Below are 20,378 nucleotides of genomic sequence, written 5' to 3'. Positions count from 1 at the left end.
GCACCCTGCACCGCGGCGCCGATGACGCCGTCTCCGCGTACGCGCGGGCCTGCGCCGTGCTGGTCGACGTCCGCGACCTGGCCGCGATGGGCTCCGGAGCCGCGCTCGTCGGCTACGGCACCGCGGGCGGACACGTCCAGACCCGCCGCCGCCGCCCGGGCGCCACTGCCCCGGCCGCCGCACCCGCCGCCCGCCCGGCGGCACCCGCCCGGCCCTCCTCCGTGCCCGCCGCCGCCGCGCTCCCCGTCATCGCGAAGCCGCCGATCCGCAAGCTCGCGAAGGACCTCGACGTCGACCTCCTCGAGGTGCAGGCCACCGGCCTCGCCGGCGAGGTCACCCGCGACGACGTCATCCGCCACGCCTCCCAGGCCAGCGTCTTCCGCAACATCCAGACCCCCGCCTGGGGCGACGACCGCGAGGAGCGGATCCCCGTGCGCGGCGTCCGCAAGGCGATCGCCGCGGCGATGTCGACGAGCGCGTTCACCGCGCCCCACGTCAGCGTCTTCGTCGACGTCGACGCGACCCGCACCATGGAGTTCGTCAAGCGCCTCAAGAACTCGCCCGACTTCGCCGGCGTCAAGGTCTCGCCGCTGCTCATCATGGCCAAGGCGATCATCTGGGCCGTCCGCCGCAACCCCACGGTCAACTCCGCCTGGACCGACACCGAGATCGTCGTCCGCCACTACGTCAACCTCGGCATCGCCGCGGCCACCCCGCGCGGACTGCTCGTCCCCAACGTCAAGGACGCCCAGTCGATGAGCCTCCTCGAACTGGCCCAGGCTCTCGAGAAGCTCACCCTCGACGCCCGAGACGGCAAGACCACCGCCGCCGACATGCAGAACGGCACCATCACCATCACCAACATCGGCGTCTTCGGGATGGACACGGGCACCCCGATCCTCAACCCCGGCGAAGTCGCGATCATCGCCCTCGGCACGATCAAGCAGAAGCCCTGGGTCGTCGACGGCGAGGTCCGCCCCCGCTTCGTCACCACGGTGGGCGGCTCCTTCGACCACCGCGTCGTCGACGGCGACGTGGTCAGCCGCTTCGTCGCCGACGTCGCCAGCGTGCTGGAGGAACCGGCGCTGCTGCTCGACTGAGCGGGCGGTGCTCGCTTGAGCGGATTCCTCCTTCGTCGTCATCCGCTCCGCGGTCGGCTATCGCAGGTGGTGCGTTCTGTAGAGCGGGTCGCGTAGCGCTACGGCGAATCGCTGTGTTCGATCGAGCGGCCTCCTCCTTCGTCGTCGGCCGCTCCGCGGTCGGCTTGGGGAGGTGGGCGCGTTTCGTGGAGCGGGCCGCGTACCGCTACGCCGAATCGCTGGAACGCGATTCGTCGGTTCGCTCGGCCCTGCGGGCGAGCGTGCGACGGACTGGGCTCGGGCCTGCGGGCGAGCGTGGGGCGGACGGGGCTCGGGCCTGCGGGCGAGCGTGGGGCAGAGGGGGCTCGGCCCTGCGGGCGAGCGTGGGCAGAGGGGGCTCGGGCCTGCGGGCGAGCGGGAGACGGGGCAGGACGTCAGCTGAGAGGGGTGTCCCTGAGCCGTCGAGCGAGGGCGGGTGCTCTCAGCTGAGGTTGTCGCGAGCAGGGTGCCGCCGGGCGAGCGGGGCGGCCGGTCAGCGCGGGGGGACGGCGAAGGAGTGCAGGGCGAGGGCGTCGCTCAGGCGGGCGGCGACGCGGGCGCCGCGGACGCTGGTGCCCTGGGGGTCCAGCGGTGGGCTGACGACGGCGGCGCCGAGGCGGCCGGGAGCGGAGAGGACGAGGGCGCCCGAGACGCTCGACTTGGCGGGGACGCCGACCGCGCGCATCCAGCGGCCCGAGCCGTCGTAGACGCCGCACGTCGCCATGACCGCGACCACATCGCGCGCGACCGAGGCCGGCACGACCCGCGCGCCGGTCCCCGGGTGCACGCCGCCGAACGCGAGCGTGGCGCCCATCGCGGCCAGGTCGCGGACGTCGACCAGCACGGCGCAGGCCCGCGCGTACGCGGAGACGGCGTCATCGGCGCCGCGGTGCAGGGTGCCCTCCGCGCGCATCAGATGCGCGAGGGCGTGGTTCCGGTCGCCGAGCAGGTGCTCGTCGGCGGCGACGCTCTCGTCGACGGAGAGCCGGCGGCCGGCGAAGGCGGAGAGGCCGCGGAGGATCCGCTCGCTCCGGCCGTCGGCGTCGCCCCCGTCGACCAGGGCGGCGGTCAGCAGCGCTCCGGCGTTCACCATCGGGTTCGGCGGGCGCCCGGTGCCGCTCTCGAGCTTGAGGGCGTCGAAGGCCTCGCCGGTGGGCTCGATGCCGACGCGATCGAGCGCGTCGCCACCGGTGTCGAGCAGGGCGAGCGCGAACAGGAACGGCTTCACGGCCGACTGGATGCTGAACTCCGCCTCCGCGTCGGCGCTCGCGCGGACGGAGCCGTCGGGCAGGACGAGCGCGATCCCGCAGAGACGGGGATCGGCGTCCGCGAGCGCGGGGATGCTGTCGTCGATCTCGCCCCCGTCGTCCGGCAGCACCTCCCGGCGCAGCGCCTCGAGGTCGTAGGCCAGGGGATCGGGGAGCGGGCTCATCCGTCCACTCTGTCAGGGCGGGGAGCCCGTCGCGTCCGGGGCCTCAGGAGAGCCCGAACTCCGCGTCCAGCGCGTCCAGCTCCGCGGCGAACGACGCGCGCAGACTCTCCTTCTCGTCGGCGGGCAGCCAGGAGGCCTCCGCCCCGGTGAGCGCCATCGCGCGCAGCTGCGCGGCGGTCGCGCCGATCGGGCCGGCGGCGAGACGGTACTCGTCCGCGAGCGTGGTCGGGAACATCCCGGGATCGTCGGAGCACGGCACGACCCGCAGCCCTGCGTCGAGCATCGCCCGGATGGATGCGCGCCGCCAGGGCCGCCACGAGCGGCGCGAGGTCGTCGAGGCGACGGTGAACACCACGCCCTGCTCGCGGACGCGCTCGACGACGGCGGGGTCCTCGAGGACGAAGTAGCCGTGGTCGATCCGGTCGCAGCCCAGCAGGTCGAGGCAGGTCGTCGTGTTGGCGGCGGTCGGGGCGTGCTCGGAGGAGTGGGCGGTCCGGCCCAGGCCGGCCTCCCCGGCGAGGCGGTAGGCGTCGGCGAAGCGCTCGGGCGGACCGGCCGTCTCGAGGTTGTCGAGCCCGATCCCCGCCACGTACTCGTGGGGGTGGCGGACGACCTCGCGGACCAGCTCGAGCGCCTCCTCACCGCTGCGGCTGCGGTCGATGCCGGCGATCATCCGCCCCGTCATGCCGAAGTCGCGCTCGGCCGTCCGGATGCCCTCGGCGTACGCCTCGACGCTGCCGCGGTAGCCGAGCCCGGCGAGGTGCTCCGGGACGCCGTCGAAGAACAGCTCGAGGTGGCGGGTGCCGCTCGTGCGGTGGGCGTCCTCGAACGCCTCGTGCACGATCCGGGTCAGGTCCTCGGGGGTGCGCAGCAGCTGCACCACCCAGTTCGAGACCTGGAAGAGCGAGTACGACACCGCGGGCTCGTCGGCGGAGCGGCCCTGGGGCACCGGGATCACGGTGTCGCGGTAGAGCGCCGGGTCCGGGGGCAGCGAGTTGATGTCGGCGAAGATCCGCTCCGGCTCGGCAGGCAGGGCGAGGCCCTCGCGGCGGGCGAGCTCGGCGAAGGTCGCGGGCCGCACGGTGCCGATGAGGTGGCAGTGCAGGTCGGCCTTCGGGATCCGGCGGATCCACTCGTCGGGCACGGCGGCGGTGGGGGTGGTGCTCATGGCGGTCTCCGGAGGTGCGGGATCGGACGGTCGGGACCCCGTGCGCGGGCGTCGCGCACGGGGCGGGCCGCTACTGGGCGGTGACCTCGCGGGCGAAGCGGTCGACCCACTCCGAGCGGGTGGGGACGAGCTCGGCGGGGTCGAGGGTGGAGTAGCCGGCGGCGGTCGGGTCGGCCGCGATGTCGCCGACGACGGCCGTGATGGTGTCGGGCACCTCGGCGGAGAGGTTCACGGGCAGGTCGCCGACGATCGCGGCGGAGGAGGTCTGCGCCTCGACCGAGAGCAGGTAGTCGATGAACTGCTCGGCGGCGTCGACGTTCGCGGCTCCGGTCGGGATCATCGCGCGGTTGGTCGCCATGTAGCGGCCGGTCGCGGGCGGGGTCCACCCGATCGGCTCGCCGGAGGCCACCAGGTCGGTGGCGAAGCCGCTGAGGGCGTCGGCGGCGACGATCTCGCCCTGCGTGAGCAGGTTCGTGACCTCGGTGGAGGAGCTGTAGAACTGCAGCACTCCGGGGGCCCAGTCGGCGAGGGTGCTGAGGGCCGCGTCGATGTCGTACGGGCCGGAGCCCTCGGTCGCGGCGACTCCGCTGACCATCAGCTGACCCGCGGTGACGGAGATGTCGGGCAGCGCGACCTTCCCGGCGTTCGCGGGGTCGGAGTAGACCGACCACTGCGCCGCCTGGTCGGCGCTGAGGGCGTCGGTCGAGTAGAGCGTGCCGTTGAGCTGGTAGCTGTAGGCGGGGCCGAGGTAGGACTCCTCGGTGGCGAAGGCGGCGACGTCGGCGAGAGCGGGCACCGAGGCCGCGTCGACCTGCTGGAACAGGTCGTCCTTCTGCCCGAGCGCGGCGTAGTAGTCGCTGAGGAGCATCACGTCGACGCCGGGGTCGTCCCCGCCGGCCAGCTGGAGCTGCGAGAGGCGGTCGGAGTTGGAGCCGGTCTCGACCTCGACCTCGATGCCGGTGGCCTCGGTGAACGGGTCGATCACGGCCTCCTGGAACTCCTCCACGCCGAAGGGGAAGGTGCTGACCACGAGAGACTGCGCGTCCGATTCGTCGGAGGAGCCGGAGCCGGAGCAGCCGGCCAGGGCGAGGGCGCCGATGACGGCCCCCGCGGTGAGGGCGAGCGTGCGCCGGGCGGTGGTGCGGGACATGGCGGGTCCTTTCGAGGGGCGGTGCGGAGGCGGCCGCGGTGGAGGAGGAGAGCGGTGCGGTGCAGGAGGGAGCAGGCGGTGCGGGGCGGGAGGTGCGGGTCGGGAGGTGCGAGCGGCGGGAGGACCGCGGCGGATCAGGCCGGGACGTCGGCGGCGAGCGGCACCAGCCGCGCGGCCGGCGCCGAGACCACGACGGCGTCGCCGGGGGAGAGCGCGGCCGATCCGTCGGCCCGGACGTCCGACACCAGGCGCACCGGGGCGCCGGAGGGGTCGGACGCGGCCACGGTGACCAGCACGTCGACGCCGCGGTAGGCGACGTCGACGACCACGCCGTCGAGCGCGAGCCCGGGCGAGGCGGGGGCCGCCGCCGACACCGCGAGGTGCTCGGGCCGGACCGTCGCGAGCGACCCGTCCGCGAGGACGAGGAAGTTCTCGTAGCCGAGGAAGTCGGCGACGAAGCGGTTCGCGGGGGAGCCGAAGACGGCGCTCGGGGCGCCCTGCTGCATGATCCGCCCGGCGCGCATCAGGACCATCTCGTCGCTCATCTCGAGCGCCTCGTCCTGGTCGTGGGTGACGAGCACCACGGTCAGCCCGGTCTCTGCCTGGATGCGGCGGATCTCGGAGCGCATCTGCACGCGCAGCCGGGCGTCGAGGTTCGACAGCGGCTCGTCGAGCAGGAGCAGCCGCGGCCGGATCGCGATGGCCCGGGCGAGCGCGACCCGCTGCTGCTGGCCGCCGGAGAGCTTCCGCGGCCGGCTGGCGGCGAGGTGCGCCAGGCCCACCATCTCGAGGCTCTCCACGACCCGGGCCTGCCGCTCCGCCCGCCCGACTCCGCGCAGCTTCAGTCCGTAGCCGACGTTCTCGGCGACGCTGAGGTGCGGGAAGAGCGCGTACGACTGGAACACCATGCCGAGCCCGCGCTTCTCCGGGGGCAGCTTCGTGCTGTCCAGGCCGTCGATGAGGATGCGGCCGGAGCTGGGGGTCGAGTAGCCCGCGAGCATCCGGAGCGAGGTGGTCTTGCCGCAGCCGCTGGGGCCGAGCAGGGTGGTCAGCCGCCCCGCGGGGATCGCGAGATCGATGCGGTCGACGGCGGTGAAGTCCCCGAAGACCTGGCTGACGGTGACGAATTCCGCTGCGGCGCTCATCGGTTGATGCCTCCGAAGATCTGGGCGAAGCCGACGCTGCGCTCGGCGAGGAACGCGATGACGACGGTCGCCGCGAGGATGAGGGTGGAGGTGGCCGCGACCATCGGGTCGTAGCTCTGCTGCACGTAGTCGAGCATCGTGACGGGCAGGGTCCTGGCGTCGCGGCTCTGCAGCAGGAGCGACAGGGGGACGTTGTTGAAGGACGTCACGAAGCCGAGCAGGGCGGCCGAGAAGACGCCGGGGCGCAGGATCGGCAGCGTGATCGTGAAGAAGGTGCGCAGCGGTCCGGCGCCGAGTCCACGGGCGGCCTCCTCCAGCGCCGGGTCGCTGGTGGCGAGCGAGGCGCCGGTGACGCGCACCGCGTAGGGGAGCAGGAGCGCGGTGTGGCCGACGAGGAGCACGGCCGCGTTGTCGACCTTGAGCGTCACGACGAGCTGCTGGAACAGGGCCAGCCCGACGACGAGCTCGGGCACGATCAGCGGCGAGAGGAAGAGCCCCTCGACGATCCCCTTTCCCGGGATGCGCCCGCGGTAGACGGCGAGGGTGGCCGGGATCCCGAGCAGGAGCGCGATCGCCGTCGAGAGGACGGCGAGCTGAGCGCTGGTGGCGAGCGACTCGAGGAACGGGTCGTACGAGAGCGCCTCGCCGAACCAGCGGAACGAGAAGCCCTCCGGCGGGAAGCGCAGCGTGGATCCGGCCGTGAACGCCGTGGCGACCACGAACAGGATCGGCACGATCATGATCACGTAGCCGGCGACGGCCAGGGTCGCGGCGACGGGGCGGCGGGTCCTCACGAGACGGCCCCCCGGCGGGCGACGAGCGAGGAGAGCCCGGAGACGAGGAAGACCAGGATCGTCATCACGATCGCCGTGGCCGACGCGCCCGCCCAGTCGATCGTCACGCTCGAGTACGAGAACAGCTGGGTGCTCAGCATCCGCTGCGAGGACCCGCCGAGCAGGTACGGGGTCGTGTAAGCGGTCACGGAGCCCGCGAAGACGAGTGTCGCCGCGACGACGACGCCGGGGAGCGAGAGCGGCACCACGACGTCCCAGAAGGTCCGGGTCGGGCTCGCCCCGAGGCCGCGGGCGGCGTCGTCGAGCCCGGCGTCCACCTGCGAGACGGCGGAGTAGCAGGAGATGATCGCGAGCGGGAGGAACAGCTGCGTGAGGCCGAGCACGATCGCCAGCTCGGTGTAGAGCAGCTGAGGCGCCTCGTCGACCAGGCCGGTGGCGACGAGGAGCTGCCCGATCGCGCCGTTCGAGCCGAGGACCACGAGCCAGCCGAAGGTGCGCACCACGTTGCTGAGCAGCAGCGGGAAGATCGCGAGGGCCAGCAGCACGCCCGCCCAGCGGGAAGTGGAGCGGGCCAGCAGGTAGGCGATCGGGAAGCCGAGGACGACGCAGATCAGCGTGACGACGAGGCCGATGCCGACGGTGCGGCCGATGATCCGCAGCTCGTACGGGTCGGTCAGCATCTGGCCGACTCGCGCGATCACGTCCGCGGCCGTGGCGCCGGGCGGTGCGAACAGCATGACGAGCGACGGGACCACGAAGAACAGCAGCAGGAACCCGAGTCCCGGCAGGAGCAGGAGGGGAGCGGATCGTGTCCTCACGGGTGGCTCCTTCCGAGGCGAGCGGTGGCCGGCTGCGGATGTAACCGGTTGCATCGACCCTACGGGTGGGGCGGTACCCGGTCTGCGTCGCCCGTGTAAATTCCGTGTTTCGGAATCCGGCACTGCTTCGCACCGCCGGTGCGACCGGTTGCAGGCGCGCCCCTATGATCGCGGGAGGACCGCAGGGAGGAGCCGGATGGCCACGCTCGCCGACGTCGCCGCCCTCGCCGGCGTCTCGAAGGCCACCGCCTCGCGCACGCTCTCGCGCCCGGAGGTCGTCTCGCCCGAGACGGCCGCCCGCGTGCTGACCGCGGCGGCCAAGCTCGGCTTCATCCCGAACTCCGCCGCGCGCCAGCTCGCCCGCGGCCGCACCGGCGTCGTGGCGCTGGTCGTCCCCACGCTCGACAACGCCTTCTTCACCCCGATCATCGGAGGGGCGCAGCGCCGCGCCGACGAGGACGGCCTGCAGCTGACCGTCGCCGTGCACCCGCTCGAGGCCGTGCGCGAGCTCGGCGCGTTCGACCGGCTCTCGAGGCAGGTCGACGGCTTCATCGTCGTCGCTCCCCGCGGCGGGGACGAGCTGCTGCTGGCGGCCGGGTCGCACAAGCCGACCGTGCTGGTGGACCGCGAGGTCGACGGTCTCGCCTCCGTCGTCGCCGACACGGCCGCCGCGTTCGGGTCGCTGGTGGCGCGCTTCGCCGCCGACGGGCACGAGCGCGTGCTCTACCTCGGCGGGCCGGAGGGCTCGTGGCAGGACAGGCAGCGCACCGCGGCCGTGCACGAGGCGGCGGCGAGCGGAGGAGCGGAGCTCACGGTGCTCGGTCCGTTCCCGGCCACCTTCGCGGCCGGCGTCTCGGCCGCGGCCGCGGTGCGCGAGTCCGGAGCGACGGCGGTCGTGCCCTACGCGACCGCGCTCGGGCTCGGGGTGCAGTACGCGCTGCTGGCCTCCGGCGGTCTCCCGGAGCGGCTCGTGGTGAGCTCGGAGCGGTCGATCGTCGACGCGCTCGGGCTGGTGGGGGTGCCGGCGGTGGACGTGGACGGCGAGCAGCTGGGCCGGGCGGCCGCGGAGCTGCTCATCGAGCGCCTCGCCCGTCGTGACGCCCCTCCCGAGCGCCGCCGCCTGCCGGTGCCCGTGCAGTGGCCCGCGGGCTGAGCCGGGACGGTTCTCGACCGGCCCCGCAGGACCGCGCGGCTCCGGGAAGCCGGGCGCGGTCCCGCGGGTCGGACGCCGCTACGCCGTGAGCGCGACCGCCGTCCACGAGACGGGCGGGAGGGTCAGCGTCAGCACGCCGTCCTCGAGCGACGCCGGGGCCTCGCGCAGGCGCACGCGGTCCTGGTCGTCGCGGGTGTTCTTGGCGTAGGGGTCCTCGTCGAACAGGGCCACCGCCTCCGCGACGCTCGAGACTCCGAGGCCGCTGACGTCGACGGTGACCTCGATCGGCTCCGTCTGCGAGCGGTTCACCAGGAAGACGGCCGCGCGGCCCTCGTCGACGGTGGCGACGGAATCGATGAGCGGAGCGTCGCCGTGGCGGGCGGTCGAGTAGGTCCCCGCGTCGATCCGGGGGCGCAGCACCGAACCGGAGGCCAGGCGCGCCGTGGTCGAGAACGGGAAGAACGTGGTCTGGCGCCACGCGGCTCCGCCCGGCTCGGTCATGATCGGCGCGATCACGTTGACGAGCTGCGCGAGGGAGGCGGAGGTGACCCGGTCGGAGTTCTTCAGCAGCGTGATCATCAGGTTGCCGAGGACGACGGCGTCGGCGACGGAGTAGACGTCCTCGAGCAGGCGAGGGGCGTAGGCCCACTCGCGGGTGCTCTGGTCGCCCTCCGCGTCGGCCTTCTCCTTGGCCTGCCACTCCTCGAGGTACCAGACGTTCCACTCGTCGAAGGAGAGCTTGATGTCCTTCGTCTTCTTGAGCTTGAACTTCACGTGGTCCACGGTCGCCGCGACCGTGGCGATGAAGTACTCCATGTCGAGGGAGGAGGCGAGGAAGGAGCCGAGGTCGCCGTCGTACTCCTGGTAGTAGGCGTGGCACGAGACGTACTCGACGTCGTCGTACGCGTGCTCGAGGACCACGCGCTCCCACTCGCCGAAGGTCGGCATCGACGAGCTCGACGAGCCGCAGACGACCAGCTCGAGCGAGGGGTCCGCGATCTTGAGGGCCTTGGCGGTGCGGGAGGCGAGCTTGCCGTAGTCGTCGGCGCTCATGTGGCCGACCTGCCAGGGGCCGTCCATCTCGTTCCCGAGGCACCACATCCGGATGTCGTAGGGCTCGGTCCCGCCGTTGGCGATGCGCTGGTCGGCGAGAGCGGTGCCGGCCGGGCCGTTCGCGTACTCGAGGACGTCGAGAGCCTCGAGGACGCCGCGGGTGCCGAGGTTGACGGCGTACATGATCTCGCTGCCGGTCAGCTCCGCCCACTTGGCGAAGTCGTCGAGCCCGACCTCGTTGGTCTCGAGCGAGTGCCAGGCCAGGTCGCGGCGGCGGGGGCGCTCGGAGCGCGGGCCCACGCCGTCCTCCCAGCGGTAGCCCGAGACGAAGTTGCCGCCGGGGTAGCGGATCGTCGTGGTGCCGAGCTCCTTGACCAGCTCGACCACGTCGAGGCGGAAGCCGTCCTCGTTCGAGGCGGGGTGGCCGGGCTCGTAGATGCCGTCGTACACGCAGCGGCCGAGGTGCTCGACGAACGAGCCGAAGAGGCGCGGAGTGACGGGGGCGACGACCGCGGCGGGGTCGAGGCTGATGCGCGCGGTGGCGGCGGGGGCGTCGGTCATGAGGGCCTTTCGGGCTTCGGGCTCCCGCAGCGGGCTCGGCGGCGAGCAAGTCTTTCTAACGTTGTACACGATGGTCCGCCCCGCCTCCGCTGCTGTCAAGAGCGGCACGGACCCCGCCGGCCTGGCCGCTCGCCGCTGCCGAGGGCGGAAGACCTCCTCACCTGTCGCGCCTCCCCGCCACTGCTCAGCGCACCTGTGCTCGACTGGGCGGGTGCCCTCCTCCGATGCCGTCATCGACGCCTGCTCCGAGCTCGCCGACCGCGCCGACGCCCTCGCGGCCGCCCATCCCCGCCCGCGCGCGTTCCTCGCGGCCGTCGCGAAGGAGGTCGCCGGCATCCGCAGCGCCCCGCTCGGCGCCCTCGACCTGGCGCACGGCGGCCGCAACCGGATCCGCGGCAAGGGCTTCCGCGGCCCCTACGACGACGGCACCCGCGGCCAGGCCCGGCACTTCGCCGGTGTCGCGGGCGCCACGCTCTACCTCGGCGGCCCGCTCGCGCACCTGTTCCTCCGCACCATCGGCGGCGACGTCCGCGGCTCGGCCGACGACCGGCTGACGACGCGGGCCGTGGAGTGGAGCAGGCTCCTCCGCCGAGGCGAGCTGGCCGTCGCGGACGCGGGGGCGTGGATCCGCCGCGAGATCTGCAGCAGCGGGAGCTGCGCCTAGCCTCTGGTCGACTCTCGGGCGACCACGGTGAACGCCGCCTCGTGCAGGGTCCCGGGGCCGGTGCGGGTGCCCTCGATCCGGGCCTGCAGGACCTCGACCGCGGTCCGCGCGATCTCGTCGCGCCCCGAGTCCACGCTGGAGAGGCTGGGGGAGGAGTAGCGCGCCTCGTCGATGTCGTCGAAGCCGATCACCGCCACCTCCTCGGGCACGCGGACCCCCGCCTCCTGAAGCGCCCGGACCGCGCCGAGCGCGAGGGTGTCGTTGAGCGCGAACACGGCGTCGAAGTCGAGGCCGGAGGCGAGCACGCGACGCATCGCCTCCGCGCCGCCGGAGCGCCGCCACGGACCCGAGACCCCGATCAGCCGCTCGTCGTAGGCGATGCCGGCCTCGGCGAGGGCGGCGCGGTAGCCCTCGAGACGGAGCGACGCCGAGCTGACCGCGGCGTCGGGGTGGGTCCCGAGTGCGAGGATCCGGCGCCGGCCGGAGGCGAGCAGGTGGGCGGTGGCCGCGTGCGCCGCGGCGGTGTTCTGCATGGTGACGTGGTCGACCAGCCCGGTGAAGATCCGCTCGCCGAGCAGCACCAGGGGGAAGCCGACCGAGAGCGCGTCCGCGTCGCCGAGGCCCAGCGGACTGAAGAGCAGGCCGTCGGTGAGCTGCCGGCGCTCGCTCGCCAGCACGCTGCGCTCGCGCTCGGGGTCGCCACCGGTCTGCTCGATCAGCACCGTCAGCCCGCGCTCGTCGGCGGCGCGCATCACGCTGTCGGCGAGCTCGGCGAAGTAGGGGAGGCTCAGCTCGGGCAGGGCGAGGCCGATCACGCCGGTGCGGCCGCGGCGCAGGCTCCGCGCCGCGAGGTTGGGGCGGTAGCCCAGCTGGGCGATGGCCGCCTGCACGCGCGAGCGGGTGGCGGGGCGCACGTGCGGGTAGTCGTTGATCACGTTCGAGACGGTCTTGATCGAGACGTCGGCGGCGCGGGCGACGTCGTGCAGCGTGACGGCCACGGTCCTCCCTCCGCTCGGCCCTCACGCTACCCCGGGGCTCCGCTCCGGCCTGTCGCGGACCGACGCCGCGGCGGCGTGCGGGCGGGGCGCGCCGCCGGAGCGGGACGCGCCCCGCGGCCGATCAGGTGTACCAGCTGGGCTCGGGGACGGTGTCGAGCAGAGCGAAGACGCCGACCTCGCGGCGCTTGTAGGGCAGCGGATCGTGCAGGGAGTGCGTGCGGAGGTTCCGCCAGTAGAGGTCGAGTCCGACCGAGCTCGCGGAGGCGCGGGCGCCGGTCAGCTCGAAGACGCGGGTCGCCGTCGCGAGGCCGTCCTCCACGATCCGCGCCTTGGCCGCGGCGATCCGCACGGCGATCTCGCCGCGGCGCCGGGGGGTCAGCTCCTCGCGCGGAGCGTGCAGCGCGGCCGAGAGCGCGGCCCCCGTCGCGTCGATCAGCGCCTCGTCGGCCCAGAGCCGGGACTGCAGGTCGCCGTATCCCTCGAGCACGTACCACTCGTCCCCGGCGCGCTCCTTGTCGTCGCCGCCGTACGGCCAGGCCCGGGTGCGCTCGCGCGTGTACTGCGCCGCGCGCTCGAGCGCTCCCTGCGCGATGCCGAGGTAGAACTCGGCGAAGATCTGCTGGATGACGGGCACGTTGAGGGTGTTGTAGACGAGCGGACGGTAGACCTTGTCGACGAAGCCGGCCGCCGCCGCCCACGGCACGCGGACGCCGCGGATCTCGACGGAGCCGGACTCGGTGAGCCGCTGGCCGAGGCTGTCCCAGTCGCGCCCGAAGACGATCCCCTCCTGATCGGTGGGCACGATCGCGAAGAGGCGGGTGTCCGTCCCCTCGAGCACCCCCTCGAGCACGGTCAGGTCGCTGACCACGCCGCCCGTCGAGAACGACTTCCGGCCGGTGAAGACCAGCTCGTCGCCCTCCTCCCGCACGGTGAGGTCGGAGTCGCGCGGGTTCACCGCACCTCCGTAGAGGAGGTCCCCCTCGGTCGCGAGCCGCTCGACCGCGATGATCTGCTCGGGGGTCCCCACGAGGCGCGCCGCCCAGGCCCAGAGGTAGTGGTAGCCGAGGAGCTGGCCGATCGAGCCGTCGCCGCGCGCGACGGTGCGGACGACGCGGAGGGCGGTGGTCCACTCCTGGGCGCCGCCTCCGTGCTCGGCGGGCCCGAGCAGCGTGACGAGGCCTGCCGCCTTGAGCAGGGCGACCTCGGCGAAGGGGGCGGCGCCGGCGCGGTCGCGCTCCAGGGCGTCGGTCGCGAGCACGGCGGAGACCTCCTCGGCGCGGGCGAGCCAGGCGTCGGGGGAGTCGGGCCGGGGGGCGGCCGACCAGCGCTCGGCGGCGGAGCCGATCGTCGCGGCGCCGGTCTCGGTGGTCGTCGGTGCGGTGGTGGTCACGGTGTCCTCGTCTCGTCGGGGGCGGTGTGCAGCGACTGTGCCAGGGGCGAGGGGCCCGGAGCGAGGCGCGTGTCGCCGCGTGTCCGCGTGTGTCGGCGGATGACCGGCGGGCGCCTCCGCACGATTTTGACAATCGTTATCAATAGCGGTTAGCGTGGGAGCACCCGCCCGGCCCCTGACCCAGATCGGCACACCGTGAAGACCCGCCTCCTCGCCATCACCGCCCTCCTCGGCGGCACCGCGCTCGCCCTGAGCGGCTGCTCCGGAGCGGGCAGCGCCTCCGACAGCTCCTCCGCCGCCGCCGCGGGCGGGCCCGTGAAGGTCGTCGCGTCGACGAACGTCTACGGCGACCTCGTCTCGAGCATCGGCGGCGACCTGGTCGAGGTGACCAGCATCATCGACAGCCCGGACAAGGACCCGCACGAGTACGAGGCCACCGCCCGCGACCAGCTCGCGGTGTCCGGCGCGACCCTCGTGATCGAGAACGGCGGCGGCTACGACCACTTCCTCGACACCATGATCAGCGCGGCCGGCACCGAGGCCCCCGTCATCACCGCCACCGTGATCGCCGGCCTGGAGGACGTCCACGACCACGCGGAGGAGGAGTCGGAGGGCGAGCACGAGCACGCGGAGTTCAACGAGCACGTCTGGTACGACCTCTCGGCGATGAAGGAGGTCGCGGAACGGATCGGCGACGAGCTCGCCGCGCTCGACCCCGACAACGCCTCCGCCTACTCCGCCAACCTCGCCACGCTCGACGAGGGGCTCGACGCCCTGATCGCCCGCGAGAGCGAGCTCAAGGGCACGCTCTCCGGCCGGTCCATCGCGATCACCGAGCCCGTCCCGCTGTACATGACCGACGCGCTCGGCCTGACCGACGCGACTCCGGAGGCCTTCAGCGAGGCGGTCGAGGAGGGCACCGACGTCCCCGCGACAACGCTGAAGGAGACGCTGGCGCTGTTCTCCGGCGAGGCCGTCGACGCGCTGATCTACAACGAGCAGACCGAGGGAGCGCAGACGGACGCGGTGCTCGACGCCGCGAAGGCCGCCGGGATCCCGGCCGTCCCCGTCACCGAGACGCTGCCCGAGGGCGACGACTACACCGGCTGGATGACCGCCAACCTCGACGCGATCCAGGGAGCCCTCTCCCAGTGAGCACCGACTCCCCGACCCGGCCCGCCTCCTCGGAGGCGGGCCCTTCGGCGTCCGTCCTGCGGCTGCGCGGCGCCGGACTCCGCTTCGGCGACCGCGAGCTGTGGAGCGGCGTCGACCTCGACGTGCGCGCCGGCGAGTTCGTCGCGGTGCTCGGCGCGAACGGCTCCGGCAAGACGAGCCTCCTGCGCGCGGTGCTCGGCCAGCAGCAGCTGAGCGCGGGGGAGCTGCAGGTCCTCGGCGAGCCCGTGCACCGCGGCAACCGGCGCATCGGCTACATCCCGCAGCAGAAGCTCGCCGACGAGGGCACGCCGCTGCGCGCCCGCGATCTGCTCGGGCTCGGGATCGACGGGCACCGGTTCGGCCTGCCCCTGCCCTCCCGCTCCCGGCGGGCCGCCGTCGACGCGCTGCTCGAGGCCGTCGGCGCCACCGCCTTCGCCGACGCCCCCATCGGCAGCCTGTCCGGAGGCGAGCAGCAGCGCGTCCGCGTCGGCCAGGCGCTCGCGGGCGACCCGGCGCTCCTGCTCTGCGACGAGCCCCTGATCGCGCTCGACCTCGCCCACCAGCGGGCGGTCAGTGAGCTGATCGACCGGCACCGCCGCGAGCGGAACCTCGGCGTCCTCTTCGTCACGCACGACGTGAATCCGGTGCTCGGCATGGTGGACCGCGTGCTCTACCTCGCCGGCGGCCGGTTCCGGATCGGCACGCCCGACGAGGTCCTGCGGTCGGAGGTGCTCAGCGAGCTCTACGACGCACCGGTCGACGTGATCCGCGCCCGGGGCCGGGTCATCGTGGTCGGCGCCCCCGACCACTCGCACGTGCACGAGCACGAGGAGGGGCAGTCGTGACGGACGTCTGGTCGCAGATCTTCGACTTCTCGGACTACGGGGCGCTGCTGGCGCTGCTGATGAACTCGGTGATCGCCGGCGCGGTCCTCGGAGTGGTCGGCGGGCTGATCGGCGTCTTCGTGATGTCGCGCGACATGGCGTTCGCGGTCCACGGGATCAGCGAGCTCTCGTTCGCCGGGGCCTCCGCGGGGCTGCTGCTGGGCGTCGGGGTCGTCGAGGGCTCGATCGTCGGCTCGCTGATCGCGGCCGTCCTCATCGGGGTCCTCGGCTCGCGCGCCCGCGACCGCAACTCGATCATCGCGGTGCTGATGCCGTTCGGGCTCGGCATCGGCATCCTCTGCCTGGCCCTCTACCCGGGGCGCAGCGCGAACAAGTTCGGCCTGCTCACCGGGCAGATCGTCGCGGTCGACGACCCGCAGCTCGGGTGGCTGATCGGCATCTCGGTGGTCGTCCTCGTCGGGCTCGCGCTGATCTGGCGCCCCCTCACCTTCGCGAGCGTCGACGCCGACGTGGCGGCCGCCCGCGGCATCCCCACCCGGGCGCTGTCGATCGCGTTCATGCTCCTGCTCGGCCTGGCGGTCGCCGTCTCGGTGCAGATCGTCGGCTCGCTGCTCGTGCTCGCGATCCTGGTGACGCCGGCGGCCGCGGCGCTGCGCCTCTCCGCCTCACCGGTGGTCGTGCCGCTGCTGAGCGTGCTCTTCGCCGTCGGCGCCCTCGTGGGCGGCATCCTGCTCGCGCTGGGCGGATCGATCCCCATCAGTCCGTACGTGACGACGATCTCGTTCGCGATCTACGCGGTCTGCCGGATCATCGGCCGCAACGGCGTCCGGCGCTCCCGGCTCGCCGTCGGCGGGGGGCGGTAGCGTGGCCCGGGTCGTGCGGAGTGGAGGGGGTCCTGTGGTCAAGCGCAACACGTGGCAGCGCGAGGCGGTGCGCGAGGCCCTCGGGCGCCGCGAGGACTTCGTCAGCGCCCAGGGCCTGCACAGCGCGCTGCACGCCTCCGGCTCGCCGATCGGGCTCGCGACCGTGTACCGCGCTCTCTCCGACCTGGCCGTGGAGGGCGAGGCCGATTCGCTGCAGTCGCCCGAGGGCGAGAGCCTCTACCGCGCCTGCACGCCGGGGACGCACCACCACCACCTGATCTGCCGCCGCTGCGGGCTGACGGTCGAGATCGCGGCCGACGAGGTCGAGGAGTGGGCGCGCTCGGTCGCGTCGCAGAACGGCTTCACGGACGCCCACCACGTCGTCGACGTCTTCGGGCTCTGCGCGGCCTGCACCGCGGAGCTCGCCGAGGCCTGAGGCCGGTCGGAGCGGGGGCCCGCCCGAGGGAGCCCCTCGATCCGCGGGCGGCTCAGGCCGGGAGGAACACGCCGATCGACCGGTCCTTCACCACGGAGCCGGCCGGCATCACCCGCCCGCTCATGGCGAGGTAGACGCCCGGCGGCAGCAGCTGCACGGCCGCCACCGCGGTGCCGAGGTTGAAGGCGGCGTCGCTGTCGAGCATGCGAGCGGGCTGCATCGCGCCGGTGAGGACGACCACCCGATCGCGGACGACGCCGAGGGCCTCGGCCGTCGCGGTCATCGTGTCGGTGCCGTGGGTGAGGACGATCCGGTCCTCCTCGGCGGCGAGCACCCGCTCGCGGATCAGGGCGCGATCGGCGTCGTCGAGCTCGAGGCTGTCCTTGGCGAGGACCTCCTCGATGCGGAACTCGAGCGTGGTGAGCACCGGGGCGAGCAGGCGCGGCACCATCGGGGAGCCGATCTCGAGCTCGCCCGCGAGCGAGTACTCCTTGTCGACGGTGCCACCGGTGGTGAGGACGAGGATGCGGTCAGTCACGCGATCAGACTAGGCGCCGCCTCCGACACCGGCACGTTCGTGCGCAGTGGCCGCGCCACCCGGCGGCGGCGGCTCGCATCCGGAACGATGGAGCGCATGACCTCCTCCTCCCCGTCCCTCCTCCGCACCGGCGCCAAGGTGCTCCTCGGCTCCCCCCCTCCTCTTCGCGGGGGTGAGCCACCTCACCCGCAAGCGGGAGGAGTTCCAGGCGCAGGTGCCCGAGTGGGTGCCGCTGGACAAGGACGCGGTCGTGCTCGCCTCGGGCGTGGTCGAGATCGGGCTGGGCGCCTCGCTGGTGCTCGCGCGCCGCCGGGCGCCGCTGGTCGGAGCCGCGGCCGCCGCCTTCTTCACCGCGATCTTCCCCGGCAACGTCTCGCAGTGGGTGACGCGCACGAGCGCCTTCGGACTCGACACCGACCGCAAGCGGACCGTGCGCCTCGCGTTCCAGCCGCTGCTGGTGGCGTGGGCGCTCTGGTCGACCCGGCGTCCGCGGGGCTGATCCCGCTCGGCTGACGACGCGGCACCGGCCCGAGCACCTGCCGCCCGCCGCGGAGGACTCCCCTCAGCCGCCGTCGTGCTGCGCCTCGGCCAGCAGCGGCGCGAGCAGCTCCTCGATCCGACGCCGGGCCCCCTCGGCGTCGCCCGCGGCGATCGCCTCGACCAGCTCGGCGTGCTGCCGGGCGTGCGGGTCCTCCTCGCCGACGACGTCCTCCTCCAGCACCGACTCGAACATGCCGGTGAGGCCGTCGTAGAGCTCGACGAACAGGTCGTTGTGGGTCGCGACGACCACCGCGCGGTGGAGCGCCGTGTCCGCGGCGATCCGCTCGGCGAGCTCCGGCGCCTCCCACGATCGCGCGCGCCGGGCCAGCAGGGCGCGGAGGGCGGTGACGTCCTCGTCGGTCCGGCGCTCGGCCGCCAGCGCGGCCGTCGCTCCGTCGATCGCGAACCGCAGCTCGAGGCCCTCCCGTCGGGCGGCGCTGGGGATGCGGCGGCGCAGCGACTCGGCGAGCTGCGAGCGCGCGGTGACGAAGGTTCCGCGGCCCTGCTCCCGCCGCACGAGGCCCGCCTGCACGAGGGCCTGGACGGCCTCGCGGACGGAGTTGCGGCCGGCGCCGGTCCAGCGGGCGAGCTCGGCCTCCACCGGGATCCGCTCGCCGACGGCCCAGCGGCCGGAGCGGATCTCCTCGTGGAACAGCGCCGTCACGTGGTCGATCACGCTCTCGCGCTGGAACGGCGCCGCGGGGCTAGACTCGCCAGGATTCATCCCATCATCCTATCTCTCGGGGACTCCATGACCGCAGCACCGACGCTCCGCGCCACCGCCCTCCTGGCCCTCGCCGCCATCGCGATCACCGCGCTGAACCTCCGCACCGCCGTCACCGGCTTCAGCCCGCTGCTCGACACGATCGGCGCCGACCTCGGCTTCGGGCCCTCGCTCTACGGGGCGCTGGGCACGATCGTCACCGCCTCCTTCGCCGTCTTCGGCTTCGTCGCCGCGGCCGTCTCGCGCCGGATCGGCCTGGAGCGCACGCTCGCCATCGCGACGCTGGTGACCACGCTGGGCATCGCCCTCCGCGCGCTGAGCCCGAGCCCGGTCGCGCTCGTGCTCTCGACCGTCGTCGCCTTCGCGGGCGTGGGCACCACGAACGTGCTCATCGTGCCGATCGTGAAGCGGTACTTCGCCGAGCGGATCAAGACGGTCAGCTCGCTCTACCTGGCGCTGCTGCAGGTGGGCCAGTTCGTCGCTCCGCTGGTCGCGGTGCCGCTGGCCTCGACGGCGGGCTGGCGCTGGGCGATCGGGGTCTGGGCCGTGATGACGGCCGCGGCCTGCCTGCTCTGGGCGGCGCTCGCGGCCCGCGGAGGAGGCGGTGCGGCTCCGGCGGCCGCCGGCGGCCGTGTGGACGGGGCGTGGCGCACGCCTCTGCTCTGGGCGATGGTGCTGATGCTCGGGATGACCGGTCTGCACACCTACGGGATCATCACCTGGCTGCCGACGATCCTCGTCGACGCGGGCGCGGATCCGGCGCAGGGGGGGGCGCTGCTGGCGCTGTTCTCGGTGTTCGGCCTCGCCGCCGCCTTCGTGGTGCCGCCGCTGACGCTGGGGATGCGCAACCCGGTCGTGGTCGTGGTGGTGTGCTGCGCGCTGCTCGCGGTCGGCTACGCCGGCCTCGTCGTCGCTCCGCTGGAGGGAGCCGTGGCGTGGGTGGTCTGCCTCGGGCTCGGCGTCAGCACGTTCCCGATGACGCTGACGCTCGTGAACGCGCGGACGCGGACGACCACCGGCTCCTCGACCCTCTCCGGCGCCACGCAGGGGCTCGGCTACGGGCTCGCCTGCCTCGGTCCGCTGCTGATCGGCGTGCTCTACGAGGCGCAGGGGGACTGGAGCGGCGCGTACGCGCTGCTGTTCGCCGGAGTGGCGGTGCTGCTGGTCAGCGGGATCGTCGCGTGCCGTCCGCGGTTCCTCGAGGACGATGCGGCGCTCCGCCGGGCCTGAGCGGTGGCGCTCAGCGCGACGCGGCCGGAGCGAGCGCGGAGACGATCCGCCCCAGCCCGAAGCGCCAGGCGCTCTCCCCGTCGCCGCCGAGGGTGAAGGCGCCGGTGATCTCCATGCCGATGAACCCCGTCGCCCAGGCGGTCAGCGTGCGCGCCGCCTCGAGGGCGTCCTCCTCGCCCGCCAGCTGCGCGGTGAGGTCCAGCAGGCGGGCGCTCGCCGCGTCGCGGTACTCCTGGGCGGCGACGGGCGTGCCGGGAGCGGGAGCCATCACGAGGAGGAACGCGGCCGGCCGCTCGTGGCCGAAGGCGCGGAGGCGGTCGGCGAGCGCGGCGGCGTCCGGGGCGTCGGCGAGGCGGTCGGCGAGCACGGTCAGGGCGTCCGCGGCGACGAGGCGGATCAGCGTCTCGCGTCCCTCGACGCGCTTGTAGAGGGAGGGGGCGCGGACTCCGACGCTCTGCGCGACGGCCTGCATCGTGACCCCGGCGAGCCCGTCGCGCTCGAGGAGCTCGCCGGCGGCGCGCACGATCGCCTCGAGGGAGGTGCGGTCGGGAGTGGGCATGGGCCGAGTATAGCTATTGACAGTAGCCATGATGGCTAACTAGC

General features: G+C 73.7%; 21 protein-coding genes. 9 read left to right on the top strand and 12 right to left on the bottom strand.

Annotated elements, in window-relative coordinates:
* The coding region (locus C5D44_RS14665) for a dihydrolipoamide acetyltransferase family protein (RefSeq protein WP_104282090.1) at window positions 1–1,100 on the top strand (1,100 nt) is incomplete at its 5' end.
* A 511-nt stretch (window positions 1,101–1,611) separates the two neighbouring features.
* On the opposite strand, the gene glsA is transcribed toward C5D44_RS14665, so the two are convergent.
* The 6 genes from glsA to C5D44_RS14635 all read right to left on the bottom strand — a co-directional run bounded on the left by glsA (window position 1,612) and on the right by C5D44_RS14635 (window position 7,625).
* Window positions 1,612–2,550 (bottom strand): glutaminase A, encoded by a 939-nt coding sequence (gene glsA / locus C5D44_RS14660; protein ID WP_104282089.1) that lies wholly within the window; start codon window positions 2,548–2,550, stop codon window positions 1,612–1,614.
* Between the two features lie 43 nt (window positions 2,551–2,593).
* On the bottom strand, window positions 2,594–3,718 hold the full coding sequence (locus C5D44_RS14655) for a hypothetical protein (RefSeq protein WP_258068003.1): 1,125 nt from the start codon (window positions 3,716–3,718) through the stop codon (window positions 2,594–2,596).
* 70 nt (window positions 3,719–3,788) lie between these two features.
* Window positions 3,789–4,868, bottom strand: coding sequence for an extracellular solute-binding protein (locus C5D44_RS14650; RefSeq protein WP_104282088.1), 1,080 nt, complete (start codon window positions 4,866–4,868; stop codon window positions 3,789–3,791).
* 134 nt (window positions 4,869–5,002) lie between these two features.
* Window positions 5,003–6,013: an ABC transporter ATP-binding protein gene (locus tag C5D44_RS14645; RefSeq protein WP_104282087.1), complete on the bottom strand. Its 1,011-nt coding sequence runs from the start codon at window positions 6,011–6,013 to the stop codon at window positions 5,003–5,005.
* Window positions 6,010–6,807, bottom strand: a complete 798-nt coding sequence (locus tag C5D44_RS14640; RefSeq protein WP_104282086.1) for an ABC transporter permease — start codon at window positions 6,805–6,807, stop codon at window positions 6,010–6,012. Before C5D44_RS14640 ends, C5D44_RS14645 begins: the two co-directional genes overlap by 4 nt.
* Window positions 6,804–7,625, bottom strand: coding sequence for an ABC transporter permease (locus C5D44_RS14635; protein ID WP_104283063.1), 822 nt, complete (start codon window positions 7,623–7,625; stop codon window positions 6,804–6,806). The genes C5D44_RS14640 and C5D44_RS14635 overlap by 4 nt, the downstream gene beginning before the upstream one ends.
* A gap of 196 nt (window positions 7,626–7,821) precedes the next feature.
* Here C5D44_RS14635 and C5D44_RS14630 point away from each other — a divergent pair, with 196 nt between their 5' ends.
* Window positions 7,822–8,778, top strand: coding sequence for a LacI family DNA-binding transcriptional regulator (locus C5D44_RS14630; RefSeq protein WP_104282084.1), 957 nt, complete (start codon window positions 7,822–7,824; stop codon window positions 8,776–8,778).
* A 78-nt stretch (window positions 8,779–8,856) separates the two neighbouring features.
* Here the strand turns inward: C5D44_RS14630 and C5D44_RS14625 are convergent, their stop codons facing one another.
* Window positions 8,857–10,392 carry an alpha-N-arabinofuranosidase gene (locus C5D44_RS14625; RefSeq protein WP_104282083.1) on the bottom strand — a complete coding sequence of 512 codons (1,536 nt, stop codon included), beginning with the start codon at window positions 10,390–10,392 and terminating at the stop codon, window positions 8,857–8,859.
* Between the two features lie 211 nt (window positions 10,393–10,603).
* Here C5D44_RS14625 and C5D44_RS14620 point away from each other — a divergent pair, with 211 nt between their 5' ends.
* Window positions 10,604–11,056, top strand: a complete 453-nt coding sequence (locus tag C5D44_RS14620) for a hypothetical protein (protein WP_104282082.1) — start codon at window positions 10,604–10,606, stop codon at window positions 11,054–11,056.
* Here C5D44_RS14620 and C5D44_RS14615 read toward each other — a convergent pair.
* Window positions 11,053–12,054, bottom strand: a complete 1,002-nt coding sequence (locus C5D44_RS14615) for a LacI family DNA-binding transcriptional regulator (RefSeq protein WP_104282081.1) — start codon at window positions 12,052–12,054, stop codon at window positions 11,053–11,055. The two genes, C5D44_RS14620 and C5D44_RS14615, sit on opposite strands and share 4 nt — an antisense overlap.
* A 121-nt stretch (window positions 12,055–12,175) precedes the next feature.
* Window positions 12,176–13,444, bottom strand: a complete 1,269-nt coding sequence (locus C5D44_RS14610; RefSeq protein WP_219815357.1) for an acyl-CoA dehydrogenase family protein — start codon at window positions 13,442–13,444, stop codon at window positions 12,176–12,178.
* A 195-nt stretch (window positions 13,445–13,639) separates the two neighbouring features.
* On the opposite strand from C5D44_RS14610, the gene C5D44_RS14605 reads away from it, so the two are divergent.
* From C5D44_RS14605 to C5D44_RS14590, 4 genes are read left to right on the top strand one after another with little or no spacing between them, the layout of a single operon-like run.
* Window positions 13,640–14,599: a metal ABC transporter solute-binding protein, Zn/Mn family gene (locus C5D44_RS14605; protein WP_104282080.1), complete on the top strand. Its 960-nt coding sequence runs from the start codon at window positions 13,640–13,642 to the stop codon at window positions 14,597–14,599.
* Complete coding sequence (locus C5D44_RS14600; RefSeq protein ID WP_104277831.1) at window positions 14,596–15,444, top strand: metal ABC transporter ATP-binding protein; 849 nt, start codon at window positions 14,596–14,598, stop codon at window positions 15,442–15,444. Before C5D44_RS14605 ends, C5D44_RS14600 begins: the two co-directional genes overlap by 4 nt.
* A gap of 59 nt (window positions 15,445–15,503) precedes the next feature.
* Window positions 15,504–16,307, top strand: coding sequence for a metal ABC transporter permease (locus tag C5D44_RS14595; RefSeq protein ID WP_104277838.1), 804 nt, complete (start codon window positions 15,504–15,506; stop codon window positions 16,305–16,307).
* 34 nt (window positions 16,308–16,341) lie between these two features.
* A complete protein-coding gene (locus C5D44_RS14590; RefSeq protein ID WP_104238381.1) occupies window positions 16,342–16,743 on the top strand; it encodes a Fur family transcriptional regulator in 402 nt (133 codons plus the stop codon).
* A gap of 52 nt (window positions 16,744–16,795) precedes the next feature.
* Here the strand turns inward: C5D44_RS14590 and C5D44_RS14585 are convergent, their stop codons facing one another.
* On the bottom strand, window positions 16,796–17,281 hold the full coding sequence (locus tag C5D44_RS14585) for an asparaginase domain-containing protein (RefSeq protein ID WP_104282079.1): 486 nt from the start codon (window positions 17,279–17,281) through the stop codon (window positions 16,796–16,798).
* A gap of 172 nt (window positions 17,282–17,453) precedes the next feature.
* On the opposite strand from C5D44_RS14585, the gene C5D44_RS14580 reads away from it, so the two are divergent.
* A complete protein-coding gene (locus tag C5D44_RS14580; RefSeq protein ID WP_104282078.1) occupies window positions 17,454–17,780 on the top strand; it encodes a hypothetical protein in 327 nt (108 codons plus the stop codon).
* A 63-nt stretch (window positions 17,781–17,843) separates the two neighbouring features.
* Here C5D44_RS14580 and C5D44_RS14575 read toward each other — a convergent pair whose 3' ends face one another.
* Entirely contained in the window at window positions 17,844–18,545 is a 702-nt protein-coding gene (locus C5D44_RS14575; protein ID WP_104282077.1) for a FadR/GntR family transcriptional regulator, read from the bottom strand.
* 27 nt (window positions 18,546–18,572) lie between these two features.
* Between C5D44_RS14575 and C5D44_RS14570 the strand changes: the two genes are divergently transcribed.
* Window positions 18,573–19,775: an MFS transporter gene (locus tag C5D44_RS14570; protein ID WP_104282076.1), complete on the top strand. Its 1,203-nt coding sequence runs from the start codon at window positions 18,573–18,575 to the stop codon at window positions 19,773–19,775.
* 10 nt (window positions 19,776–19,785) lie between these two features.
* Here the strand turns inward: C5D44_RS14570 and C5D44_RS14565 are convergent, their stop codons facing one another.
* Window positions 19,786–20,334 carry a TetR/AcrR family transcriptional regulator gene (locus C5D44_RS14565; protein ID WP_104282075.1) on the bottom strand — a complete coding sequence of 183 codons (549 nt, stop codon included), beginning with the start codon at window positions 20,332–20,334 and terminating at the stop codon, window positions 19,786–19,788.
* Window positions 20,335–20,378 lie beyond the last annotated feature (44 nt).

Source organism: Rathayibacter sp. AY1B5 (assembly GCF_002932795.1).
GTDB lineage: Bacteria > Actinomycetota > Actinomycetes > Actinomycetales > Microbacteriaceae > Rathayibacter.
Note: the sequence above shows the minus strand (reverse complement) of the source record. Positions and strands in the feature narration are given on the sequence as shown.

Excerpts from the sequence above, each read along its gene's own strand:
- C5D44_RS14650 (WP_104282088.1), bottom strand. The coding sequence starts at position 4,868 with ATGTCCCGCACCACCGCCCGGCGCACGCTCGCCCTCACCGCGGGGGCC.
- C5D44_RS14575 (WP_104282077.1), bottom strand. The coding sequence starts at position 18,545 with ATGAATCCTGGCGAGTCTAGCCCCGCGGCGCCGTTCCAGCGCGAGAGC.
- C5D44_RS14645 (WP_104282087.1), bottom strand. The coding sequence starts at position 6,013 with ATGAGCGCCGCAGCGGAATTCGTCACCGTCAGCCAGGTCTTCGGGGAC.
- C5D44_RS14570 (WP_104282076.1), top strand. The coding sequence starts at position 18,573 with ATGACCGCAGCACCGACGCTCCGCGCCACCGCCCTCCTGGCCCTCGCC.
- C5D44_RS14595 (WP_104277838.1), top strand. The coding sequence starts at position 15,504 with ATGAACTCGGTGATCGCCGGCGCGGTCCTCGGAGTGGTCGGCGGGCTG.
- C5D44_RS14565 (WP_104282075.1), bottom strand. The coding sequence starts at position 20,334 with ATGCCCACTCCCGACCGCACCTCCCTCGAGGCGATCGTGCGCGCCGCC.
- C5D44_RS14625 (WP_104282083.1), bottom strand. The coding sequence starts at position 10,392 with ATGACCGACGCCCCCGCCGCCACCGCGCGCATCAGCCTCGACCCCGCC.
- C5D44_RS14630 (WP_104282084.1), top strand. The coding sequence starts at position 7,822 with ATGGCCACGCTCGCCGACGTCGCCGCCCTCGCCGGCGTCTCGAAGGCC.
- glsA (WP_104282089.1), bottom strand. The coding sequence starts at position 2,550 with ATGAGCCCGCTCCCCGATCCCCTGGCCTACGACCTCGAGGCGCTGCGC.
- C5D44_RS14655 (WP_258068003.1), bottom strand. The coding sequence starts at position 3,718 with ATGAGCACCACCCCCACCGCCGCCGTGCCCGACGAGTGGATCCGCCGG.